This is a genomic window from Candidatus Palauibacter sp. (genome assembly GCF_965222475.1).
Taxonomy (GTDB): Bacteria; Gemmatimonadota; Gemmatimonadetes; order Palauibacterales; family Palauibacteraceae; genus Palauibacter.
The window spans coordinates 544,314-567,863 of sequence record NZ_CBDCUB010000007.1 but is presented as its reverse complement, the minus strand read 5'-3'; the positions used below and the strand labels follow the sequence as shown (position 1 = coordinate 567,863).

Below are 23,550 nucleotides of genomic sequence, written 5' to 3'. Positions count from 1 at the left end.
CCTTTCGACCTTTCGACCGAGGCTGCCCCATGCCGGCACGTCCGCACGGACGGGCGCTGGACGCCCTGCGACCGACGACCCTGGAGACGGGAACGGCCCCCTTCGCCGAGGGATCGTGCACGATCACGATGGGGATGACGCGCGTGCTTTGCACGGCCTCGGTGGAGGAACGCGTGCCGCCGTGGCGCGAGGGGCGAGGCGGTTGGGTCACCGGCGAGTACGCCATGCTGCCCCGGGCAACGGCCGAGCGCACGCGTCGGGAGCGGCGCGGCGCACGGGGCCGTACTCAGGAGATCCAGCGACTCATCGGTCGATCTCTACGGGCGGCCGTCGACCTCGCGGCGCTCGGCGAGCGGACGGTGACCGTGGACTGCGACGTCCTCGTAGCCGACGGCGGCACACGCACGGCGTCGATCACGGGGGCGTGCGTCGCGCTCGAGATGGCGTTCCAACGGCTGGTATCGGACGGCGCCCTCGAGGCCAGTCCACTTCGCCAATGGGTCGCCGCGATCAGCGCCGGCATGGTGGACGGCGAGGCGAGGCTCGACCTGGAGTATGTGGAGGACGCAGCCGCCGATGTCGACTTCAACTTCGTTTATCTCGATGACGGACGCCTCGTAGAGGTGCAGGGGACAGCGGAGGGCGCGCCCTTCACGCGAACTGAGCTGGACGAACTGCTCCGCCTCGGCGCGGCGGGTGCGGATGAACTGATTGCCTTGCAGAAGGCTGCCGAAGTGCCCCTTTCGACCCTGTTAGATTCTGCACGGTGACCGACCCCGCCATGCGTTGCCCGTCCGAAGGATGGGGATAGTCGCCACTGCGAAGAGACCCCTCGGATCGGTCGTGTTCGGGCAGCGCAGCAATTGAGGCCATTCGTTCGGCGGCGCCAAAGCCTGATCCGTTTGCCGTCCCATCGGCTCCCCGTTGCTCGGAGCACTCGCTCGCTAGCGGTCATCGAGCAACGTCACTGCAGAAACCTGCATCCGTGCCCGTACAGGCAGCCCTCCGTGATCGGTTGCAACGAGTGTGATCACGGCATCTCCCTGGCTCTTGCCCTCCAGGATCACATTGTTCCCGGAGACGGTTACGGGGATTCGGTGCGGTTCATCCGACGTCGCCGAGAATGTCAGCGGACCACCCTCCGGGTCGCTGAAGTACTCTGACACCCCGTAGGGAACGCGGAAGCCGACCGGAATGATCCTCGCGGGAACGCCCTGCCTCCACCGGGGCGGCTCGTTCGGAGGAGTCCCGGGTGGGCGGACCACGATATCGAAGATCTGATGGACAGGGTGGGTCGACGCCACGACATCGTTGGACGCCGTGACGACAATCTGCGCCGGGCCCAGGCTACGGGCCTCGAGCACGAGCGAATCTCCCGCAATCGACGCCTGCACCGCGCCCGATGACGACGTAGCGCTGAACTTCGCAGAGCTTGGGACGCTGAACAAACGGCTCAAGGGGATGGCCGCCAGTTCTCCCAGCAGCAGTTGCCGCGACGGGAGGGAGGGGCCGGCACGAGGCTGTCCCGAAGGTCTGGGAATCCCGAACTCGTCCGGATTCGGAATGGGAGGCACGCGCACTTTGACGCGGAGCATCAGATCAGCCTTGCGATCGGACGGGTCGGTCGCCGCTACGAGCACATGTGCCAACCCAACCGGCGCAGCCGGACGGAGTTCTACAAATCCGCCGGACACCCTCGCCGCCAATGCGGTTGGAGGGTGGGCCTCGACTTCGACCGTCAAGGTCAGGGCGTCTCCGGTAGGGTCGATAAACAGCGGCGCTACGGCGACACCGGTAGACACTCCAATTGTAATCGGGGGAAACTGACCGATGACTTCGGGCGTCCCCGCCCGTCTGCCGAGGCCCGTACCCCAGCCGTCGCAGGCGGCAAGGGCACAGACGGTGGCAGCGAGCAGCAGTCTGCGATTCGTCATCGCATTCCTTCAGCGCCGGCGGGCTCGGATGAGATGGTTGAGGAGAGGGTATTCGCGGTCGAGATAGGTATTGCCCTCCGCGATGATGCGACCCTGGTCGCCTCGCCGCAGGCCGCCGCCGGAGGCCTCGCTGTACCTCGAATAGAGCGCATCCACGACCTCCATCCCGCTTACGACCTCGCCGAAGGGTGCGAATCCCGTCGAGTCCAGCCGTACGTTGTCTACAAGGTTGATATACACCTGGGTCGCGCGGGTTCCGGGTTCGGTGAAGGCAAAGGCGATCCGGCCGCGGGTGTTGGAGGCGACGACGGGGTCGTCGGGGATGAAGGCGTTCATCCACTCGGCGGTGAGGGCGGGGTCGCCCGCGAGCCCCCACTGGACGATGAAGTCGGGGACGACGCGGTGGAAGCGGGCGTCGTCGTAGTAGCCGGACTCGACGAGTGTGAGGAAACGCTCGGCCCCCAGCGGCGCCCACTCGGGATGCACGGCGATCACGAACTCGCCCTGGCTCGTCTCGACGCCCACTTCCACCGGTCCGACCGCGGCGACCGTCGGGGTGCCAGCGGCATCCGGGACGGTCTCGACGCGCTCACATCCCGCGAGGATGAGAGTTGCCGTAAGCAGACTCGTGACGCGCGGATCGACCTTCACTTCAGGAACTGCTCGAAGAAGTCGAGCATGTCGAGGAGCATCTGCCGGCGGTTCGCCTTCCCGTAGACGTAGTAGTTCTCGTTCGGGTACGTCTTGTACTGGAACGGCTTGTAGTAGTTCTCCAGCGCCCGCGCGAAGATCTCCGACTGGTCGGAGCCCGGATAGCGACCCACGCCGTGCACGAGGAGGATCGGCGTCGAGACGTCGGCGACGTGCGAGATCGAGGAACTGTGGCTCCACACGTCCTCGCTCGTCTCGAACGGCCCGAGTTCGTGGTCGAGCAGCTTGATGTGCCGGAGTTCGTTCTCGCCGTGGTAGAAGTGGACCCAGTCCGTGTATCCCGACCCCGGGATCGCCGCCCGGAAGGCGTCCGGCGCGAAGGCCACGGCGTACATGCTCATCACGCCGCCGTAGCTCGTCCCCGTGATCCCGATCCGCTCCGGGTCGACCTCGGGGAGCGCCCGCAGGTAGTCGGCGCCCGCGACCACGTCCTCCAGGTCGCAGTGCCCCCAGCAGCCGTTGTTCGCGTCGGCGAAGTCCTTCCCGTAGCCCGAACTCCCGCGGATGTTGGGCAGCAGCACGACGTACCCGCGCTGGACGAAGAACTGCACGTGCTGCCGGAAGGTGTCGTGGAACTGCGACGTGGGACCCCCGTGGATCCACATCACACCGGGGAGGCGCGTCGCCGGCGGCGGCCCCCGGCGGCCGATAGAGGTAGGCCGGGATCGAGTACCCGTCCGTGCTCTCGTAGCGGATCTTCTCCGGCATCACGAGCCGGCCGCCGAAGTTGCCGGCCGGCATGGAGGAGGCGAGTCCCCGGCTGTTCCCGTCCTCCAGCGAGACGACGTACAGGTCGCGGGGGCTCAGGAGGTCCTCCTGCAGGTACGCGATCGAGCGTCCGTCGGGGGCCCACGAGGGGCTCGACGCAACGCCGTCCTTCGGTGACACGAGCACCCTCGGCTCGCCGCCGTCCGCCGGGACGACGCGCAGGTCGTGGTGCCCGTTGTGGTTCTCCGTGTAGGCGATCCAGCGCCCGTCGGGAGACCATGCGGCGGCGCTCTGGTCGGCCTCGGCCGGGGCGACCGGACGCGGCTCTCCCCCCTCCCGCGGCGCGAGCCAGTAGTTGATCCAGCCGCTCCGGTGGGAACGGAAGAGGATCGAGCCCCCGTCGGGAGACACGCTCGGATAGCCGAACGTCGCCCCCGCCCCGTAGTCGAAGAAGTCGCGGTCCTCGATCACCGTGCGCGGGTTCGCGCCGGCGGCGTCGACCTCGATCACGTCGTGGTCCTCCCACGCGTCGTCGAGGCGGACGTAGAGGATGTGGCGGGAGTCGGGCGTCCAGGTCGGGAAGACCTCGTAGCGCTTGTCCTCCGTAAGGCGGTCCACCTGCCGGGTGGCGACGTCCACCTTCCAGATGTCGTAGTTCCCGTAGCGGTCGCCGGCGAAGACGATCGAGCGCTCGTCCGGAGACCAGCTCATCGAGTTGATCCGCGCCCCGAGGTCGGTGAGTTGGACGTCGGATCCGTCGCGGGTGGACCAGATCCAGATCTCGGGGGCGCCGCTCTTGTCGGATACGTAGGAGATCCACGTCCCGGAGGGCGACCAGCCCGGCATCTGGGAGGTGAGGAAGTGGCCCGAGCCGCCCATGTCCACCGGCACCCGGGTGGGGAACCCGCCTTCGGGGGAGAGGGTCGCGAGCCCGCCCGTGAGCCCCGACTCGAACAGGATCGCCGAGCCGTCCGGCGACCAGGACGGCGCGCCTCCGACCACGGACTCGATGGAGAGGAGCTGGTCGATCGAGAGGGCGCCGTCAGCGCGGCCGTTCTGCGCGTGCACCTCGCTCCCGCCGCCGACCGCAGCGCTCAGGGCGACGAGGAGGCCGAATATCGCCGTAGGATGCGGGTCGCGAGCCATGGATCGTCCTTTCGTCGCGTCAGTGCCCCTCGGAGGTCGTGTTGCGGCGCAGCGGGTCGCCCTGGAAGCGCCACACCGACTCGAAGTCCTTCGGCGGCGCCTCCCCCAGGAGGCGGGCGCGCACCATCTCGACCGGCATGCGGCCGCCCCGGAGGATCGCGTCGTGGAAGGCGCGGTTCGTCATCTCCCCCGACTGCACGAGCTGCTCGTGCAGGGCCCGGATCTGGAGGCCGCCGATCATGTAGGCGACCTGGTAGAGCGGCGAGTAGGAGCCGTTGAAGCTCCGCCGCACCTCCGCCTCGGCGTTGGCGCGCTCGTGCCCCACGCGCTCGACGAGGAAGTCGATCGCCTCCTGCGGGGTCATGCGCTCGAGGTGGAAGGAGAGGGAGAAGATGATCCGGGCGGTGCGGTGCATGCGCCAGAACAGCATCCCGATGCGGTCCTCGGGCGTCGACGGGAAGCCGAGGTCCCAGAGCAGCATCTCCCAGTAGAGCGCCCACCCCTCGCCCCAGAAGGGGGTCGAGAACGCGCCCCGGTGCGAGTTGAAGCGGCTCGTCATGAACCCCTGCAGGTGGTGTCCGGGAATCAGCTCGTGGTGGACGGTCGCGCGGGAGAAGTGTTCGTTGTTCCCCCGCATGCTCATGAGTTTGTACTCGTGCTCCATCCCGTCCGTGGGGAAGGAGACCTGGATCACCTCCCCGCCGAGGAAGAAAGGCGACACCTTCTGGCGCTCCGGCGACATCATCTCGATGCGCCAGATCTCGTCGGCGAGCGGGGGGACGGTGACGAGGTCGCGCTCGGTGACGAAGGCGAGCGCCTCATCGGCGAGTTCCCGGATCATCTGCGGCTGGTCGCCCGGGTCGCGGTGCAGCGTCTTCACGTACTCGAGCGCCGCGCGCCAGTCGTCGCCGTAGCCGAGTTCGCGCGAGGCCTCGATCATGCGCTCCTCGCACCACGCGTACTCCCGCTCGGCGATCGCGATGAGTTCCTCGGGCGTGTAGGGGATCATCTCGTGGCGCAGGTCCGCAGCGAGACCCTCGGCCCCGATCGGATCGCCGACGATCGGCTCGTCCTCGCCCTCGCGGTATCCGATGACCGTCTCGCGCAGGAAGGTCGCGTAGCCGTCGAGCGCGGTCTTGGCGCGGGCGTACGGGTCCTCGTTCCACCACGTGAAGACGGGGTCGTAGCCAGCGTAGTGCTCGTACCAGTCCTCGAGCAGGCGCGTGTGCCGGGCGAGCGTCGTCACCGCCCGGAGCGCGACGATGCGGGAAACGTCCGTCTCGCTCCCCAGCCGCGCCTCGACGCTCTCGCGCGTGGCCTCGACCTCGGCCGGCAGGGCCGCGAGCAGGGCCGCCGCCGCCTCGGATTCCACCGGCTCCCGCCCACGCCGGCGTTCCTCCAGTTCGACGATGAGCGAGGTGAAGGGGATGAACCCGTTCATCTCCCCGGCGAGGCGAGCCTCGCGCTCGATGAGATCCAGTTGATACGTAAGGTCATTGATGAGGAGGACATAATCGACGCGCCCCTCGAGGCTCAGCGTCTCGAAGTCGAGCGCGTCGATCCGTCGCCGCCAGTCGGAGAAGAAGTCGTGAAAGCGGCGGTTGCGCTCCGGAGAGTAGGGGACGTTCCACCGGCGCCCGAGCGCCGTGCGGTCGGTGCTGTAGCGCTCCACGACGGCCGCCAGCTCGCTCGTTTCAGTCCCGATGAGCGGATCCAGATCCTGACCCGCAACCGGTGCGGCGGCTACGAAGACCAGCGCAAAAAGGGAGATCAGGGCTCGCGTCGTTCTCATGGGTCGACCCTCCGGAGGACGTAGTGGCCGGAGACGACATCCATCCGGAGTTCGCCAACCGCCCCGTTCGCGTCGCGCACGAACCGGAACCGGGTGCTCCCCCGCCCGAAGGTGTCGCCCCCCAGCCAGGTGAGGGCGCCCGCCGAGCCCGGGCCGGCGTCGATCGTCAGCTGGCCATCCTCGATCCCCACCTCGGCCACCAGGCGCTGTCCGCGCGCCGGGCCCTCGTATCGTCCCGCATAGGGAGCCGCGTCGCCGTCGAACGGGATGGGCATGACGTCCGCCCGCTGCCCGAGAATCACGTCTTCGACCTGCTGTGCGATGTCGCTCGACGCGACGCCCCCGGCGGTGTTGATGAGGACCGCGATCGACAGATCCTCGGCCGGATAGTAGCGAAGGTCGGTGACGAAACCGAAGATCCCGCCCCCATGCCGGATCCCCTTCGCTCCGTCGCGGTCCGTGATCGCCACCCCCTTCGCGTACCGGAGTTCGGTGCCGTCGAGGAGCGGCTCGGGGGTGATCATCAGCCGGTAGCTCTCGGGACTCAGGATCGTCCCTCCCTCTCCATCGCCATGGAGGGCCTGATTCCACGCCATCAGGTCCCGAACGGTCGAGCACAGGGAACCGGCGGCGTAGGGCCAGAGATGGTTGAGGTAGGGGGCCGGGAGGAGGCCGTCGTCTCCCGGCTCGTATCCCCTGGCCCGGTTGGGGACGAGTTCGTCCTTGTGGCAGTAGCGCGAGTTCTCCATCCCGGCCGCTCCGAAGAGCCGCTCCTCGACGAAGTCCTCATAGCTCATCCCGCTCGCCGCCTCGATGATGAGTCCGGAGAGGAAGTAGGCCGAATTGTTGTACGTCATCGCGGTCCCGGGCTCGAACTCGAAAGGCTCGGCGGAGAAGAGCGTGACGAGCGTGTCCCGGGGGAGTTCCAGCGGGGCGATCTCGTCCCACAGGTGCCGCATCTCGGTGTAGCCCTTGATGCCCGAAGTATGGTCGAGGAGCCGGCGAACGGTCACCGTCCGATCCCCGACCGGGTAGTCCGGAAGCCACTTCGTGAGGGGGTCGTCGAGGGAGAGTTTCCCTTCCTCCTGCAGGAGAAGAACGGCGGCCGCCGTGAACTGCTTCGTCACGGATCCGACCTCGTAGACCGCGTCCGGGGGCGTGGGCACGCCGAGTTCGAGATCGGCGTGGCCGAACTCCTCGATCAGCAGGGTGTCGGTCCCGCGCACGACCGCGATCGACATGCCCGCGGCGCGCCCCTCCTCTACGGGGGTCGTGGCGAGGGCGTGGATCTCGTCGACCTGGCCAGACGTAAGGTATCCTTCGGGCTGGGGACCGGGCTCGCCGCACCCTCCGACCGCGAGGGCGGCGGATACGACGGGGAGTCCTGCGCGGAGGGGGCGGAGGCGTCTCGGTCGTGGCATGAAATCTCCTGCATCTCGACGGGTTCAGACCTATCTTCGGACGGCAGGGTAGATGTGTCGATAGTCCGGGGGCCGTCGTTCATCCGGCGCCGGAGAAAGGATTTCGATGGAATCGACAGCGGCGCCGGCTTCGATCTTCGCGGGGCGCGAGCGTGCGGCGGAGTCGGCGGACAGGATTCCGTGGTTTCTGACCGCGATCCTGTTCGCCTCGGTGAGCGTGATCGTAGGCATCACGTGGGACATCTCGTGGCACCGGACGATCGGCCGGGACACGTTCTGGACCCCCGCGCACATGGCGGTCTACGCGGGCGGGCTGGCGGCGGGGCTGTCGTGCGCGTGGCTCGCGCTCAAGACGACCTTCGCCGGGACGGACGCGGAAGTGGGACGCTCGGTGCGGCTGTGGGGGTTCCGGGCGCCGCTGGGGGCCTGGGTGGCGATCTGGGGCGCGATCGCCATGCTCACCTCGGCGCCGCTGGACGACTGGTGGCACAACGCGTACGGCCTCGACGTCCAGATCCTGAGTCCGCCGCACATGGTCCTCGCGCTGGGGATCTACGCCATCCAGATCGGCGCCATGCTCATGGCGCTCTCGTGGCAGAACCGGGCCTCGGAGGCGGGGCGTCGCAAGCTCGCATGGGCATGCGTATTCAGCGCCGCGGCGGCGATCATGTCGCCATCGGTGCTGCTGCTGGAGTACACGTTCCCCAACCAGATGCACGGGGCGACGTTCTATCTGGTCACCGCGGGAGTCTTCCCCTTTCTCCTCTTCCTGGTGGGGCGCGCCGGACGGTTGCGCTGGCCGGCGACATGTGCGGCCCTGGTGTACACGGGGATTTCGCTGATGATGATGTGGGTGCTGCCGCTCTTCCCGGCGGAACCGCTGCTCGCGCCGATCCTCCGTCCGGTCACCGCCATGCAGCCGCCCGAGTTCCCGCTCCTGCTGTTTGCGCCGGCGATCGCGATCGACCTTCTGCTGCGGCGGTATTCCGCGCCGGGCGAGGCGCCGGCCCGGGCATCGACGGACTGGTGGATCGCGTCGGTCGGCGCCGTCGCCTTCGTGGGCATCTTCGGCGTCGTGAACTGGTACTTCGCCGACTTCATGCTCTCGGAGGGGGCGCGGAACTACGTCTTCCAGGGCGACACGTGGGGCTACACGAGCAGGCCGGGCGACTGGCAGTACGTGTTCTGGCACGGCGGTCCCTTCAGGGGCGGCGAGTTCTCGGCGGCGCGCTTCGTGGCAGGGGCGTGGTGGGCGCTTCCGATCACCTTCGTCTCGGCCCGCCTGGGCCTGTGGTGCGGCAACTGGATGTCGCGCGTGCGCCGATGAGGCGGGACCGGGCCGCCCGCCTCCTGCGCTGGGCGGCGCTCGTGGCGGGGCTGTACGTCGCGACGGCGGGGCACGTCGGGAGCAACAACGTCTTCTTCTCCGGCGAGGCGGGTCCCTACCCCGTTTCCGTCGTCATCCGTCCGCCCGAGGTCATCCCGGGGCTGGCCGAGATCTCGATCCGGGTGCCCGGCGGCGGGGTCGACCGGGTGACAGTACGGCCCGTGCGTTGGGACGCGGCCACGGAAGGCGGGGCGCCGCCACCCGACGTCGCCGCCCCCGTAGCAGGCGACCCTGAACTGTACGCGGCCGAGTTGTGGCTCATGACGGTGGGCGCGTACCGGGTCGAGGTCGCGGTCGAGGGAAGCCGTGGGGACGGGGAGGTTTCGGTCCCGGTAACGTCCATCATGCTCGGCGTGCGCGACCTGCCGCCGGGGCTCGGCTGGATCCTGCTCGCACTCGCGATCCTGCTCGTCGCCGGCGTCGTCGCGCTCGCCGGCGCCGCGGTGCGGGAGAGCCAGCTCCCGTCAGGGGAAACGGCGGGTTCCCGGCGGCGGTGGCGCGCCCGGGTCACCATGGCCGCCACCGCTGTGGGGGTCGCGGGCCTCCTCTACGTGGGGAACCTGTGGTGGGAGGCGGTGGACCGGGAGGTCCGAAGCGGCATCTTCGCGCGCCTCGCCGTGGAGGGCGCGATCGTCCACGCCGGGGGAGTGCCCGTGCTTGAGATCGCGATCACGGATCCGGCGTGGCGTGGCCGGGACTGGAGCCCGCTCGTGCCGGATCACGGCAAGCTGATGCACATGTTCGTGGTGGGGGCGCCGGGCATGGATGCCTTCGCGCACGTGCATCCGGTCCCCGTGGATTCGGCCACGTTCCGCGTGCCGTGGCCGGACCTGCCCCCCGGCGAATACCGGATCTACGGCGACATCGTCCACGAATCCGGCTTCGCTCAGACCGTGGTCGACACGATCACGGTCGACGCGGCGGCGCTCACGGCTCCCGAGGCGGGAGATGTCCCGCCGGGGACGCCCGCGGGCCTGCTGCGAGACGCGGACGACTCGGCATGGACGGGCGTTCCGGTCGCGCTCTCGGGGCCGGGCTCCGAGACGCGGCTGGACGATGGCTCGATCCTCGAATGGCAGGGCGATCAGGAGCTGCGGGTCGACGAGGAGACGGTGCTTGCGTTCCGGGTCTGGGATCCCGACGAGAAACCGGCGCGACTGGAGCCCTACATGGGCATGCGCAGCCACGCCGCGCTCACGCGGGATGACGGCGCGGTCTTCGTCCACCTGCATCCCGCGGGCACGATCTCGATGGGCTCGCTCGCCGTGCTCGCGCCGGCACCGGCACCGACGGCTGGAGGACCGACGGCTGAGGCCGGCGGCACCGGCGTAGTGGAGTTCCCGTTCGCCTTCCCGCAGCCGGGGGACTACACCATCTGGGTCCAGGTCAAGCGCGAGGGCCGCGTGCTCACGGGAGCGTTCCAGGCGACGGTTCTGGAGTGAGCGAACCCATCGCGATGTGCTTCAGCGGCGGCAAGGACAGCGCCCTGGCACTCCACGCGCTGCAGCAGTCGAGTGCCTACCGTGTCGAGACCCTCATCACGACGGTAACCGACGCCTACGACCGGGTGAGCATGCACGGCGTGCGGCGCGCGCTCGTGCGCGACCAGGCCGCGGCCATCGGCATCCCGTTGGTGGAGGTCGTCGTCGCACCGCAGTCCTCGAACGAGATCTACGAGCGCGCCATGGGCGAGGCGTTCGACCGCCTGTACGACGACGGCATCCGGCGCGTGGCCTTCGGGGACATCTTCCTGGAGGATCTCCGCGAGTACCGGGAGCGGCAACTCGCGGCTTCGGGTCTGGGATGCCTGTTCCCGATCTGGCAGCAACCCACTGCGACTCTCGCCAACTCCTTCATCCGGGACGGGTTCGAGGCAGTCGCCGTGTGCATCAACCCGGCGGTTCTGGACGCGTCGTTCGCGGGACGCGCGTTTGACGCCGGCTTCGTCGCGGATCTCCCGGAGGGGGTCGATCCATGCGGGGAGAACGGGGAGTTCCATACCTTCGTGTGGGCGGGTCCGATCCTGCCGCGGCCGGTCCCGGTGACGCGGGGCGAGGTGGTGGAGCGAGACGGGTTCGTCTTCTGCGACCTGCTCGCGGCAGAGGGCGTAGCGCCGACGGCGCGGGGGGTAGCAACTCCGCAGCGGATTGAGACGATAGACCGAGACTGAGGGTACAAGGGGTGATAGCGGATGTTCAGAGTATTCGGCCTCATGTTGGGCCTTACGGTCGTACTGGTGCTCGCGGGCGGGGCGCTGTTCGGGCAGCAGGGGGCCGTCATGTTTCTCGTTCTTTCGGCGGTCATGAACTTCGGGATGTACTGGTTCAGCGACCGCATGGTGCTGCGCATGTACCGGGCGCAGATCGTCGACCGGTCGCAGGCGCCGGAACTCTACGACCGGGTTGACCGGCTGCGCCGGCGGGCGGGACTTCCCGCGCCGGTGGTGGCGATCTCGCCCCAGCCGCAACCCAACGCCTTCGCGACGGGCCGCGATTCGGCGCATGCGGTGGTCTGCTTCACGCAGGGGATCCTGCGGGCGCTGCCGCCCCGGGAGCTGGACGGCGTCATCGCGCACGAACTGGCCCACATCAAGCACCGGCACATGCTCGTCGGCACGATCGCCGCGACGATGGCGGGCACCATCGCGATGATCGCCTCGATCGCCCGCTGGGGCCTGATCTTCGGCGGGGGCCGGGACGACGGCGACAACCCGCTTGGTGTGCTGGTCATGGCCATCGTCGCGCCGCTGGCGGCCGTCATCATCCAGATGGCGATCAGCCGCCGGAACGAGTTTCAGGCCGACCGCACGGGCGGCGAGATCACGGGCGATCCGATGGGTCTGGCGGGCGCGCTGAAGCGCCTGGAGTCAGGGGCCCGCCGCATCCCGATGGACGTGAACCCGGCCGGCGCGTCGCTCGCGATCGTGAACCCGTTTGCGGGGCGCCGCAGGGGGCTCACCTCCCTGTTCACGACCCACCCGCCCACCGAGGAGCGGGTGGCCGCGCTGCGCGCTCAAGCCTACCCCTCGGCCTCGACCCAGCGCACCACGCGCCCGCTCAGCCGGATCGGCGGGGGGAAGCGTCCCTCGGCCGACCAGTCGTAGATCGTGCTCCGCGACAGGTCCGTCCGGGCCTCCACCTCCGACACCCGCAGGAATCGGGGCGCCGGCTTCGTTCTCCTCTTGCTCTGTCGCTTGGTCATCGCTCGACTCCTCCTGGTCTTCCTCGCCCACGCCGGATGCCGCCGCCGCCGATGGGCGCGGCGCCGGTCCCAAGTGCCGCCCGCGCCGGTGCCGTGGTCCGCGATGAACGCCAGAACCCGGTCCGCCGTCCTGAGCGACGGCGAGCGGCCGCCCGCGATCTGGCGCATCAGGTTCGGGTCGCCCACGGCCCTCATTCCGAGCGTCGTCGGACTCATGCCCGTCTCTTCCGGGAACGCATTCACCCGTGTGTTGAATTGATCCTCCAGCGTCTGCATGACTGCCGTTCCAACCGTGTCAAGACCCCTAACGGTGAGGGCCTCTTCGAGGAAGTCAATTCTTAGGAAATCTCCTAAGTGTCTGTCCCGTCCGATGTTGTCCGACGTGTCCGTCCTGTCCGGGAGGCCGCCGCCAATGCGGTGGCGGAGCACCCCCGCGAGCACTTTGGGGGAACCCGTTGAACGGGTGTCGCGAAGCGCGGCCGGCGGGGGGATGGGCACCGCCGACGCCGGGCCGTCCGCGCGGTGCGGCGGAAGGGGAGTGCCGGGGCTTCCGGCGCCGCCGTCGCGGGCAGCCGGGACCGGGCGTGGGGCCGGGTGTCAGGGGTCCGTGGGGGCCGGACCGTCCTCGAGGACCGGATCGGGGGCCGCGGGCGAGGCGGGGCGAGCCGGGTTCCCCGGGAACACCAAACGGAAAGAGGGGGCGCGCCGGCCGGCGCGCCCCCTCTCACACCATCCTTCCCTCGACGCTTCTCTGCTTCGTCTCGGGCGCCCCGCGCCCTACCGCCCGATGGCGACCGCGTAGTCCTCCGGGTCCCCAAGCGTGAAGTCCTCGGCCGCGACCTGGAGCAGGCTGACGCGATAGCGTGCCTGGTCGCCCCGGTGGGGCACCCAGATCCGCAGCACCGGCGCGTCCGGCGGGAGCGCTCCGGCGATGACGATCTCGCGCCGCGTCGAGGACGATTCGTCCGTCTCGAAGATCTCCAGGCCCGGCGCCTGCACCGAGTCGATGGCCGGACCCTCGATCACGAGCATGGCTCCGATGTCGCGCGCACCCGCCGGAGCCGTCAACCGGACGTGCAGGGGGCCGGGATCCGTGAACGCCGCGCCCACTGCGTCATGGCCGGGCGTGTCAGCCGGCGGGCCGGCGATGCCGTCCCCGAGGCCGCAGCCCCAGGCCGAGATCAGCGCGGCCGGCAGCGCAGTCCGCAACCACCCGGACCGCCGGGTCCGGGAACCGGCGGCGGGCGGGGCCGGAGCCTTCCGGCGGCGGCGGGCGGGGCCGCGCGCGCCCTTTCGCCGCTGGCTGGCTCCTCGCGCCGGCTGGGACGCCGGCATCGCGGGGGGAGCGGAGGGCAGCGGTCCGGCGCCGTCAGCCGATCCGGATCCCGGCTGGCAGCGGTTGATCCAGGCAAGCAGATCGCCGAGGTCGTAGGTTCCGTTCCCGTTCCCCATACCGTCCAGGGCGGCGACCTGGTCATTGTCCATATCTCCGTCCCTCCATAACGCCGCGGCCGCAGCCCCCGGGGCCAGGCCGTCTCCGCCGGCCAGCGCCGAGCAGGCGCGCGCGGCCAGGTCTTCCTTCATGGGGACACTGGCCGCCGAACTCCCCGCCGGACCCCGCACCGTCGCCGAGATCGTCTCCGACAGCGCCCGGCCGTCCTTCGTGCAGACCGCCGCCGGGGTGCCGCAGGCCGCCCCGGCCGCGAGCGTCACCGTCACGTCCACCAGCGAATCCGGCTCGACCGTCAGCTGCCACAGGTCCCGGCGCCGGTCCACCCGACTGGCCTTCGTCGCCCGGCCCCCGGCCACCGCCACCACGTCCTCCCGCAACCGCCGACCGTTCATCCAGCTGAGCGGCTCGCTGAACGCGATCCGCAGTGTGAACGCGCTCTCGCCGTCGTGCGTCTCCGGCATGTCCCGGAACTCCGCCGTCAACGGCGTCAGCGCGTCGTCGTTGTCGACGATCGTGCCCGTCGCCGTCGCGTCGCCCAGCGTCGCGTCCGCCGCGTTCGACAACGTCAGCGTGAAGGTCTCGTCCTCCTCGTCCGCCGAGTCGTCCGTCGTCGCGACGCTCACCGTCTTCGACGTCTCGCCCGCCGCGAAGGTCAGCGTCCCCGACGCCTCCGTGTAGTCCGTCCCGCTCTCCGCCGTGCCGTCCGACGTCCCGTACCGGACCGTCACCTGTCGGCCGCTCGCCGCCGACAGCGACACCGTGAACTCGACCGCGTCGCCCTCGGTCGCGCTCGCGTCCGACACGCTCACCGCCGGTGACTCGTCCGCCGGGCCCTCCACCGTCGCCGAGATCGTCTCCGACAGCGCCCGGCCGTCCTTCGTGCAGACCGCCGCCGGGGTGCCGCAGGCCGCCCCGGCCGCGACCGTCACCGTCACGTCCGCCGGCGAGTCCGGCTCGACCGTCAGCTCCCACAGGTCCCGGCGCTGGTCCACCCGGCCGGCCGACGTCGTCCGGCCGCCGGACACCGCCACGACGTCCTCCCGCAACCGCCGGCCGTTCATCATGCTGAGCGGCTCGCTGAATGCCGCCCGGAAGGTGAACGCGCTCTCCCCGTCATGCGCCTCGGGCAGGCCCTCGAACGACGCCGTCAGGCCCTCCGACGCGACGTCCTCGATCGTGCCCTCCGCCTCTGGGTCCGGCACCTCCACCGGGTCTTCCGAACCCTCCGAGCGCGCGTTCGACAGCCGCAGCACCACCGTCTCCGCGTCCTCCGTCTCCTCGTCGCGCAGCACCGCCACCTCTACCGTCTCGCGCGTCCCCCCGGGCGCGAACCGCACCGTGCCCCGCTTCGCCTCGTAGTCCTCGCCGGCCGTCGCCGTGCCGTCCGCGGTCTCATAGTCCACCGTCACCGGCGCTTTCGCCGCCTGCGCCAACTCCATCGTGAACCGTAGCGTTTCGCCCTCGCGCGCCGCCGCGTCGCGCACCCGCAGCGCCACCGAATACCACAGCACACCCAGGTGATGCAGCTCCGCATCGTAGCCCTGCTTGTTGCGGATCGTCGCCCCGTTCCGCGCCAGGCTGTTGGGCACCACCTCCACCGCGCTTATCCGCCCGTCCCCGGCCATCACCGCGTACTCGAAGCTCAGGGTGTTCGACCCCGACCCCCCCTTGTACGACGCCGTGCGCGCCAGCAGCCGGTTCTCCGGGTCGCCCAGACGCAGACCGATCGTCGGGGTGCCCCCGGTCTTGTTCACCTTCACCGGGTCCAGGTTCCGCTGCCCCGGACCCCTGAATTTGACCGTCACCCGTACCTTGTCGCCCGCGGTCCACGCGCCTCCGCCCGGCTTCTGCACATCGACCCGCATCACCCGCGTGCGCGTGAACTCCGGCCCGACGTCGTCCCCGCCCCCGAGCGGACGGATCGTCGCGCCCCGCAGCAACACCTTGCCGTCCACCACCTCCACGCCCCGCGCGCCGGCCTCGGCCGCGCCCACCGTGTAGGCGAACATCAGCGTGGCCGTCCCCGAGCCGCTCACGTACCGCGCCAGCGCCACCCCCAGCACTTCGCCGTACCCCGGCCGCGCGTCGGAACGGAATACCACCGCCACGTACGGACCCGGCGGCTTGCACGTGCCATCGGCGTTGTAGGACCAGCACTCGTCATCACTGGACGGTTGTTCCACCGCCACCGGCAAGGTGTAGCGGACCTCCAGATCGACCTGCTCCCCGGCGCTCCACATCCCGGCCGCGCCCGGTCCGTTGACCACCCTCACGTTCCGCATCACGGGCGTGTCGTTGTCGCGGATGACGATGGTTTGCTCGGGCGACTCTCCCTTACCGGCTTCGACCGTGAACACGATGGTCTCGTCCAACTCGCCTTCCTGGTCGTCGACGATGCCGATCTCGAAGGAACCCTCCCACACCCAGACCGTGCCGGCGGTGTTGGAGAACGCCGAGGGCGGCAGCGCCAGCTCGAGAACCACGAGTCGGCCCCCGCCCAGACCCGCGGCCGCGACCGGCGGCGTGTAGTCCACGCCGCGCGTCGCGGTCTCGGCATCCCCGTGATAGAAGTTCACATCCGTGTTGGCCACCGGAGCGCCGTCCCGCTTCGTGAGCGTGTAGGTCACGGTCGCCGTGCCCGCGTCCTCGTCCACGGCCGCCGGCGCATCGACCGCGACCTCGAACGATTCCGCGTCGTTGTTGTGGATGGTCAGCGTCACGTCGTCCGGGTTCGGTATGGTCAGGTACGACACGACGCCGGAGATCGTCACCACGTCCGGCGGTTCGGGCTCGTCGTCGTCGACCGGCCGGATCGTCACCAGCCCGGTGCTCTCGGTCGCGTTCGCGGTGAAGCTCAGCGTCCGGTTCGTGCTCAGCTCCAAGTCGTCGTCGGTCATCGGCGCCACCGGGGTCGCCGAGATCTCCACCGTGAAGGACACGGGCGTCGCCGGCGACACCGTCGCCGTCACCGTGATCGGTGTTGCGTCTTCAAGGACCGCGTCATCGCTCAGATGCAGCGTCACTTCCAGCCCCTGCAGCGTCATCTCCAGCTCCGGCGGAATCACCACCGTGCCGTTGATTCTGAATCTCAATTGCCCAGTGTCGGAGGACCAGTCGCCCGTGCCACGCCTAAACCGCTGGCCGACGCTCCATCCCGCGGCTTCGCCGCTGTCGGCGGATGTCGATGCTGTGTAATACACAGTCAGATAAGCCCTTTCCCCGCTGTAGGACACGAACACGAAATACGTTGTGCCAGCTTCCAGGGTCGTGCCTGCCGGGGCGTTGAAGGTGTTGGCGGCGTCGGCGATCCACGTCCCGGTGGAATGGGTCAGCGTGGCGACCGAGGCGTCGGGCGCGGAGCCGCTCGTCGCGGACCAAAGCTCGACAGTTACATCGGCCGGAGTATTGGGGACTTCGTAAACGTCCAGCTCGATGCTGCCGAGGTGGTAGCCGGAAGCGTTGGAGCCGGTGGTGAACCCTTGAGCCTGTCTGAAACTGCCAATAATTAACGCTGGCGAACCCTCGTTGTGGGATTGCCCGAGGTTGCTCAGCAGCACGTCCTGTGCCTGGGCCACCCCGGGCGGCAGCAGCAGGGCGAGCGCAACGAGCAGCGCGTGCACGGGCGGCTGAGGACCGACCCGGCCGGGACGCGTGGCGGCGGATGCCCCCTGCGGCTTTGAACGCGTCGGTCGAGGCGGGCCACAGCGCTGCCGCGGAGCAGGAGAGATGCTGGCGGCGCGAATCCGGACATGGTGGCCGCCGCCGTCGGTTGGTGTGTAAGGAGAGGGACGGCCGCCCCGGCGGGGCGGCAGGGTGTCAGGCCGTGGAGGCGGGCAGCCGTGTTCCCTCGCGCTTGAGACGCTCGGCAAGATGGTACCCGCGCGGCGCTCGCGGCCGCGTCCGTCCGGTATCCTAGTCATCGCGATGTCCCCTTCGCTCGTTCGCCTGCGGTTTCCGCGCGCGGATTTAGCTCTCGATAATTGTAGTTATCGAGAGTAAACCGCTTGGCTGTATGTCATTGTGCAGGGGGCACTTATGCGGATTTCGGCGCCAGGAGGCGTGTCCGGCCGTCCCGACCCGGCCACTCGAAAGTCACAAACTGGCGAGCGGCTGACCGCCTACTTGGAGGACGCCCGCGGCGCCCTGAGCGGCCATACGGTGCGAGCGGTGAGAGCGGACCTGGAACGGTTCGCGGCGTGGTGCGCGGAGCGGGGATGTTCTCCGCTGCCCGCGCGCGCGGGCACGATGGTGGCCTACGTCGAGGCGATGGCGAGTGAGCGAGCGCCGGCCACCGTGCGCCGCTACGTGTCGAGCATCGCCACCGTGCACAAGGCGGCCGGGGAGCGGAGCCCTCTCGAGCACGTGACCGTGAGGCGGGCCCTGAAGCGGATGCACCGGCGGAGGGGGTGCCGGCAGAGGCAGGTGCGGGGGCTGACCTGGACGCTCCGCCGGCGCCTGATGGAGGCCGCGGGCGACCGGGCGATCGACGTCAGGAACCGAGCGATTCTGGCCGTGGCCTACGACGCCATGCTCCGCCGCTCCGAGCTGGTCGCGCTGCAAGTCGTTGATGTGACGATGGAAAGGGGCGGTTCGGCCTCGCTCCTCGTGCGCCGCGCGAAGACCGATCCGGAGGGCGGCGGCGCGATGCTCTACCTGCACCGAGACAGCGTGAGGCTGCTCTCGGAGTGGCTGAGCGCGAGCGGGATCGGTGGCGGGCCGCTCTTCCGTTCGATGCGCAAGGACGGCACGCTGGGCGGCCGGCTGCATGAGAGCCAGGTGCCGCGCATCTACAAGGCGATGGCCGAACGGGCCGGGCTCCCGGCGCGGATCGTGCGGCGGCTCTCCGGGCACAGCCCCCGCGTGGGCGCGGCTCAGGACATGATCGCCTCGGGCATCGGGATCCCTGCGATCATGCAGGCCGGGCGCTGGAAGAGCGCCCGGATGGTGCAGCGCTACGGCGAGCGGCTGCTCGCCAAGCGCAACGGCGCCGCACAGCTGGCACGGCTTCAGAAACGCAGATGAGCCCCGAAGAACCCGGTGGGGCTCTCCGGTCACAAAGGTTGCCGCAATTTACTCTCGATAACTACAACTATCGAGAGCTATCCGGAAAGCTACGCGCTATGTTGTGAGCGATTAGTGACTACGCGGGTGCAGGTCGTGGCCTGTTAGTGGCTTTTTTCGCAAAACCCGCTATCCTCCACTTCCCTCCCGATTCGGCGGAACGCTGCCGGACCGACCGGCCGGAGCCTTTTTCGGCTCCGGCCCACCCTTCGGAAGCGAGTGGAGCATTGAGCGATCCAGTCCCTGCCGGCCCCGGAAACGGAGCGTCCGGTGACCGCACATCGCGGCTGAGCGCGGCGATCCTGCGCATCAGCGCGAGCCTCGACCTCGCCACCGTGCTTGAAGAGGTGGTCGATAGCGCGCGGGCTCTGACCGGCGCCCGCGCCGGCGTGATCACGACGATCGACGGTCGGGGCCGGGTCGAGGACTTCGTCACCTCCGGGCTTTCTCCCGAGGAGCGCCGGAAGATGGACGAGTGGCCCGACGGCGAACGGCTCTTCCGGCACCTCCGCGACCTTCCGGCCCCTCTCCGGGTGGCGGACGTTGACGACTACCTCCGCTCGCTCGGCCTCTCCCCGAACCCCTGGGGCTCGAAGACGATGCAGGGGACGCCGATGCGCCGCGGCGGCGGGCATCTCGGCAGCTTCTTCCTCGCCGACAAGGAGGACGGCGGGGCGTTCACCGACGCGGACGAGGAGGTCCTGGTCCTGTTCGCCTCGCAGGCGGCCACCGCGATCGCCAACGCGCGCACGCACCGGGACGTGGAGCGGGCGCGGACCGACCTGGCGGCACTCATCGAGACCTCGCCGGTGGGCGTCGCGGTGTTCGACGCCGCAACCGGCCATCCGGTGTCGTTCAACCGCGAGGCCAGGCGCATCGTCGAGGCGCTCCGCACCCCGGGCCGTCCGCCGGAGCAACTGCTCGAAGTGATCACGTGCACGCACCCGGACGGGCGGGAGGTCTCCCTCGAAGAGCTCCCCCTGTCCCGGCAGCTCGGGCACGCGGAGACGATGCGCGCCGAGGAGGTCGAGCTCTCGGTGCCCGACGGGCGGAGCGTCCGGACGCTCTTGAACGTCACGCCGATCCGTTCGCCGGACGGAGGCGTCGTGTCGGTCGTCGTCACCATGCAGGACCTGGAGCCGCTCGAGGAGCTGGAGCGGCAGCGGGCGGAGTTCCTCGGCATGGTGAGTCATGAACTGCGCGCCCCGCTCACCTCGATCAAGGGCTCGGCCGCGACCGTGCTCGACGCCGCCACGCTCCCCTCCCAAGCCGAGATGATGCAGTTCTTCCGCATCATCGGCGGGCAGGCCGACCACATGCGGGGCCTGATCGCGGACCTGCTGGACGCCGGCAGCATCGAGGCGGGCACGCTCACCGTCCAGCCCGAGTCCTCGGACCTGGCGGCCCTGGTGGACCGGGCCCGCAACACGTTCCTGAGCGGCGGAGGCCGCCATGCCGTCATGATCGACCTGCCGCCCGACCTGCCGCGGGCGATGGCCGACCGCCAACGCATCGTGCAGGTGCTGAACAACCTGCTGTCGAACGCGGCGCGCCACGCTCCGCCCTCCTCGCCGATCGGCCTCGAAGCGGCGCGCGAGGACGGCCATATCGCGATCTCGGTCTCGGACGAGGGCCGGGGGATCCCGCCGGACCGGCTGCCGCACCTGTTCCGCAAGCGCGCCAGCACGGCCGGGGGCACCGGGCTCGGCCTCGCGATCTGCAACGGACTCGTCGAGGCGCACGGCGGCCGCATCCGCGCTGAAAGCGGGGGGACCGGGCAGGGCGCGCGCTTCTCGTTCACGATCCCCGTGGCCGGGGAGGCCGCACCCGGGGCGGCCCCGCCGAGCGCGCCGTCCGGCCGGGCCGGGAGGCAGGGGGACAAGGGTCGCGTCCTCGTCGTGGACGACGATCCGCACACGCTCCGCTACGTGCGCGACATCCTCTCCGACGCGGGCTACGCCCCGGTCGCGACGGGCGAGCCCGGAGAGGTCGCCCGCATCATCCGCGCCGAGAAGCCCCGCCTCGTGCTGCTCGACCTCATCCTCCCCGGGACCGACGGGATCGAGCTGATGAAGCACATCCCCGCGCTCGCCGACCTCCCGGTCATCTTCATCTCCGGCTACGGCCGGGACGAGACGATCGCCAAGGCGCTCGCGAGCGGCGCGGCCGACTACATCGTCAAGCCGTTCTCCCATACCGAACTGCTGGCGCGGGTCCAGGCGGCGCTGCGCGCCCACGCCCGGCCCGAGACGTTCGCGTGCGGGGAGCTCGCCGTCGACTTCGGCCGGCGCCGCGTCACCGTGGCCGGCCGAGAGGTCCGGCTCTCGGCCACCGAGTTCGAGCTGCTCCGCGTCCTGTCGGCAGGCGGGGGACGGGTCGTGACCACGGAGGCGCTACTCCGGAAGGTGTGGGGGCGCCGGGGCTCCGGCGACACCGACCGCGTGCGCACCGCCCTCAAGAAGCTCCGCAAGAAGCTCGGCGACGACGCGGCCGACCCGGTCTACATCTTCAACGCGCACGGCGTCGGCTACCGCTTCGCCGCGGGCCGCGGGCCTCCGCTGCGGTAGCGGGCAGCATCCACTGTCGGGTGTCGGGTTACGCGCCACCAGCTTTGCCCTGGTTAGGTCTTGAAGGGTTACTCTACGGGAGGAACCATCAATCCGCAGAGGAGACCCGACCGCTGCGATCCGAGACCGCTCGGCATTTCAAAGATGAGATGCGAAGAGAGATCACTCCAGCTGATAGACCTGATTGGCCGGTTCGAGGCCCGGTCATCCGCCGATCATCGGGCGAAGAGGTGAGCTTGCGTCGGCTTGCCAGTGCGCGTGCCGAGGAGGGGGCACCGCCCCCCGCCAGCCCCCGCCGGGGACCCGCGAAGCTAGCTGTCCGTTCGCTACGCGGTCAGGTATCTCTTCGGGCCGGTCCCGTTTCGAATGCACCGGCTGAGCCGCGATGTCTCTATCGAATTGAGAGCGGCAGTCTGTACACACCACGACTCCAAATTCTCGGCCGTCCCCTGTGTAGACGATGTGGAATCCGAATCCCCGTTTCGGCGCTCCCATATTGATCTCAGCGTGCTCCTCGTTCGTCTGTTGCATCCCGTTCACCTTCTGCTGAGAGTCCTTTGGCACTTGGGTTCTAAGCACTTCTTCGCGGGTTCCTTTGTTGCCAGCGGTCTTCGTATGCGGCGCAGATCCGGTGGATCATCGTTGCGTGGTGCATGGGGTCACCCGTCTGGGGTGCGGGAGTTCCCGTGACGAGCTTCGGGTCTTGCGGACGGGGGGCTCCGTACGGCGGGGCGGGGTTCTTTCTCAGACCTTGTTGGCGACCAGAACACGCGGGACACGTTCACGGCCACGGTTCCCACGGCGATCGTCTTCTCGTTGTAGCTGTGTGCGTAGCCATGGAACGCCTGCGGGTCGCGCAGCCGATTGCGGCGTGCCTTCCCGTGCTCCGTCATGATGGCCTTGGCTTCGAGGGCCAGCTCGATGGTTGCCGGAGTTTCGAAGGTGATAGACCCGTTGCTCGGCGGGATGGGTGATCCCGGTGGCGGGCCCACTGCCAGGTCGATATTCCAATCCTGGTAGTGGACCTTGACGGTGTGATTCAGCTTGGCGACGATCTCGCCCGCTTGGGCTCGTTCCGCGAAGGCCGGACAATGCGCGAGCAGGTCATCGACGATCGCGAGGCAGACGGCGTTGCTGTGGGCGTCGGATCGTGGATGGTAGTTGTTTTCGGCCAGGTGGCGAACGAACGCCTCGAGTGCCTTCAAGGGCAAATCACCTCCGCCGGCACCTGCAAGGCGTCCACCTGCCCCAGCCGTCCCCGTCCGATCTCGACATATCTCGGTTCGATCTCGTACCCGATGCTCGAACGGGCGGTGAGCATGGCGGCGGCCGTCGTCGTGCCCGTCCCCCAGAACGGATCAAGGACGGTATCCCCCACGAAGCTGAACATCTGGATCAGGCGGGAGGCCAGTTCCACGGGGAAAGGTGCCGGATGGCCTCGTTTGCGGGCTTCACCCCGGATGTCCTCCCAGATCGACCGGAACCAGCACCGGTGGTCGTCCGGTTCGATGAGGCTGAGCGCACGCTGCGCCGCCGTTGGCTTCCGATAGCTCCCGGGCTTTCGCAGCATCAGAATGGTCTCGACATCGTTCTTCACGATCGCGTTGGGTTCGTACGGCTTCCCCAGGAACCCGACCCCCTTCGCTTCGGTCGCCATGTTGGCGATCTTGTACCAGCGGATCGGCGTGAGGTAGTCGAACCCGATCCGGCGCGCACGAACCGAGATGTCGGCCGGGAGCGGAAGAACGTGATGCCGACCTCCGGCCCGCCGTGAAATGCAGACGCTTCCCACGACCACGCAGAGCCGGCCGCCGGGAGTCAGGAGGTCGTAGCACCGCCGCCACACCCGGTCCAGTTCGTCCAGGAAGGATTCGTAGTCATCGATGCCGCCGAGCTGGCCGTGGTCCGCCCGGCCACCGTCGTAGTCGACGAGGTTGAAATAGGGCGGCGACGTGACGACGAGGTGGACCGGCTCCCGAACGTCGGCCAGGTCGCGAGCGTCGCCGAGATGCAGCGTGTGCGTCGTCCGGTCCGGCGCGGCCCCGTCCCGCCACGCCTCGATCTTGGCCTGACGCTTCAGACGAATCGAGGATTCGGCTCCGGACATAATCTCGTTGACGCCTACCGTCATGCCGGCCCTTTCACCTTTCGTCGTCATGCCTCTTCACG

16 protein-coding genes are annotated in these 23,550 nt (G+C 69.3%); 7 read left to right on the top strand and 9 right to left on the bottom strand.

All coding sequences use genetic code 11. The annotated features are described in order from the left end of the window. Positions 1–29: 29 nt before the first annotated feature. Positions 30–770, top strand: coding sequence for a ribonuclease PH (rph, locus tag ACOQPP_RS14435; RefSeq protein WP_419167968.1), 741 nt, complete (start codon positions 30–32; stop codon positions 768–770). A gap of 174 nt (positions 771–944) precedes the next feature. Here the strand turns inward: rph and ACOQPP_RS14430 are convergent, their stop codons facing one another. The 5 genes from ACOQPP_RS14430 to ACOQPP_RS14410 form a co-directional block, all read right to left on the bottom strand. Beyond that, the gene (locus tag ACOQPP_RS14430; RefSeq protein WP_419167969.1) at positions 945–1,595 is read right to left on the bottom strand and encodes a hypothetical protein; all 651 of its coding nucleotides are present in this window, start codon (positions 1,593–1,595) and stop codon (positions 945–947) included. A 348-nt stretch (positions 1,596–1,943) separates the two neighbouring features. After that, a complete protein-coding gene (locus ACOQPP_RS14425) occupies positions 1,944–2,585 on the bottom strand; it encodes a peptidylprolyl isomerase (RefSeq protein WP_419167970.1) in 642 nt (213 codons plus the stop codon). Then, on the bottom strand, positions 2,582–3,253 hold the full coding sequence (locus ACOQPP_RS14420) for an alpha/beta hydrolase family protein (RefSeq protein WP_420636790.1): 672 nt from the start codon (positions 3,251–3,253) through the stop codon (positions 2,582–2,584). Before ACOQPP_RS14420 ends, ACOQPP_RS14425 begins: the two co-directional genes overlap by 4 nt. A gap of 1,265 nt (positions 3,254–4,518) precedes the next feature. Further along, positions 4,519–6,291 (bottom strand): DUF885 family protein, encoded by a 1,773-nt coding sequence (locus ACOQPP_RS14415; RefSeq protein WP_420636789.1) that lies wholly within the window; start codon positions 6,289–6,291, stop codon positions 4,519–4,521. Continuing rightward, complete coding sequence (locus ACOQPP_RS14410) at positions 6,288–7,712, bottom strand: serine hydrolase domain-containing protein (protein WP_420636788.1); 1,425 nt, start codon at positions 7,710–7,712, stop codon at positions 6,288–6,290. Before ACOQPP_RS14410 ends, ACOQPP_RS14415 begins: the two co-directional genes overlap by 4 nt. A 106-nt stretch (positions 7,713–7,818) precedes the next feature. Between ACOQPP_RS14410 and ACOQPP_RS14405 the strand changes: the two genes are divergently transcribed. The 4 genes from ACOQPP_RS14405 to ACOQPP_RS14390 are packed head-to-tail and all read left to right on the top strand — an operon-like array spanning position 7,819 to position 12,202. After that, entirely contained in the window at positions 7,819–9,039 is a 1,221-nt protein-coding gene (locus tag ACOQPP_RS14405) for a hypothetical protein (protein WP_420636787.1), read from the top strand. Next, on the top strand, positions 9,036–10,541 hold the full coding sequence (locus tag ACOQPP_RS14400; RefSeq protein WP_420636786.1) for a hypothetical protein: 1,506 nt from the start codon (positions 9,036–9,038) through the stop codon (positions 10,539–10,541). The genes ACOQPP_RS14405 and ACOQPP_RS14400 overlap by 4 nt, the downstream gene beginning before the upstream one ends. Next, on the top strand, positions 10,538–11,269 hold the full coding sequence (locus ACOQPP_RS14395) for an ATP-binding protein (protein ID WP_420636785.1): 732 nt from the start codon (positions 10,538–10,540) through the stop codon (positions 11,267–11,269). Before ACOQPP_RS14400 ends, ACOQPP_RS14395 begins: the two co-directional genes overlap by 4 nt. A 21-nt stretch (positions 11,270–11,290) precedes the next feature. Then, entirely contained in the window at positions 11,291–12,202 is a 912-nt protein-coding gene (locus tag ACOQPP_RS14390; protein WP_420636784.1) for a zinc metalloprotease HtpX, read from the top strand. Here ACOQPP_RS14390 and ACOQPP_RS14385 read toward each other — a convergent pair. Both ACOQPP_RS14385 and ACOQPP_RS14380 read right to left on the bottom strand, forming a co-directional pair. Then, a complete protein-coding gene (locus ACOQPP_RS14385; RefSeq protein ID WP_420636783.1) occupies positions 12,118–12,516 on the bottom strand; it encodes a helix-turn-helix transcriptional regulator in 399 nt (132 codons plus the stop codon). The genes ACOQPP_RS14390 and ACOQPP_RS14385 overlap by 85 nt on opposite strands. Positions 12,517–13,077: 561 nt before the next feature. After that, positions 13,078–17,373 carry a Calx-beta domain-containing protein gene (locus ACOQPP_RS14380; protein ID WP_420636782.1) on the bottom strand — a complete coding sequence of 1,432 codons (4,296 nt, stop codon included), beginning with the start codon at positions 17,371–17,373 and terminating at the stop codon, positions 13,078–13,080. Positions 17,374–17,812: 439 nt separating this feature from the next. Between ACOQPP_RS14380 and ACOQPP_RS14375 the strand changes: the two genes are divergently transcribed. Next, a complete protein-coding gene (locus tag ACOQPP_RS14375) occupies positions 17,813–18,775 on the top strand; it encodes a tyrosine-type recombinase/integrase (protein WP_420636781.1) in 963 nt (320 codons plus the stop codon). 266 nt (positions 18,776–19,041) lie between these two features. After that, complete coding sequence (locus ACOQPP_RS14370) at positions 19,042–21,381, top strand: ATP-binding protein (protein WP_420636780.1); 2,340 nt, start codon at positions 19,042–19,044, stop codon at positions 21,379–21,381. A 659-nt stretch (positions 21,382–22,040) separates the two neighbouring features. On the opposite strand, the gene ACOQPP_RS14365 is transcribed toward ACOQPP_RS14370, so the two are convergent. Together ACOQPP_RS14365 and ACOQPP_RS14360 are read right to left on the bottom strand one after the other, a co-directional pair. Then, entirely contained in the window at positions 22,041–22,586 is a 546-nt protein-coding gene (locus ACOQPP_RS14365; protein ID WP_420636779.1) for a hypothetical protein, read from the bottom strand. Beyond that, positions 22,583–23,539, bottom strand: coding sequence for a DNA-methyltransferase (locus tag ACOQPP_RS14360; protein WP_419165831.1), 957 nt, complete (start codon positions 23,537–23,539; stop codon positions 22,583–22,585). The genes ACOQPP_RS14365 and ACOQPP_RS14360 overlap by 4 nt, the downstream gene beginning before the upstream one ends. Positions 23,540–23,550: the final 11 nt, after the last annotated feature.

What these genes read in the sequence shown, in the direction of transcription:
- rph (WP_419167968.1), top strand. Translation starts at nt 30, where the DNA reads ATGCCGGCACGTCCGCACGGACGGGCGCTGGACGCCCTGCGACCGACG.
- ACOQPP_RS14430 (WP_419167969.1), bottom strand. Translation starts at nt 1,595, where the DNA reads ATGCTCCGCGTCAAAGTGCGCGTGCCTCCCATTCCGAATCCGGACGAG.
- ACOQPP_RS14415 (WP_420636789.1), bottom strand. Translation starts at nt 6,291, where the DNA reads ATGAGAACGACGCGAGCCCTGATCTCCCTTTTTGCGCTGGTCTTCGTA.
- ACOQPP_RS14410 (WP_420636788.1), bottom strand. Translation starts at nt 7,712, where the DNA reads ATGCCACGACCGAGACGCCTCCGCCCCCTCCGCGCAGGACTCCCCGTC.
- ACOQPP_RS14405 (WP_420636787.1), top strand. Translation starts at nt 7,819, where the DNA reads ATGGAATCGACAGCGGCGCCGGCTTCGATCTTCGCGGGGCGCGAGCGT.
- ACOQPP_RS14400 (WP_420636786.1), top strand. Translation starts at nt 9,036, where the DNA reads ATGAGGCGGGACCGGGCCGCCCGCCTCCTGCGCTGGGCGGCGCTCGTG.
- ACOQPP_RS14390 (WP_420636784.1), top strand. Translation starts at nt 11,291, where the DNA reads ATGTTCAGAGTATTCGGCCTCATGTTGGGCCTTACGGTCGTACTGGTG.
- ACOQPP_RS14385 (WP_420636783.1), bottom strand. Translation starts at nt 12,516, where the DNA reads ATGAGTCCGACGACGCTCGGAATGAGGGCCGTGGGCGACCCGAACCTG.
- ACOQPP_RS14360 (WP_419165831.1), bottom strand. Translation starts at nt 23,539, where the DNA reads ATGACGACGAAAGGTGAAAGGGCCGGCATGACGGTAGGCGTCAACGAG.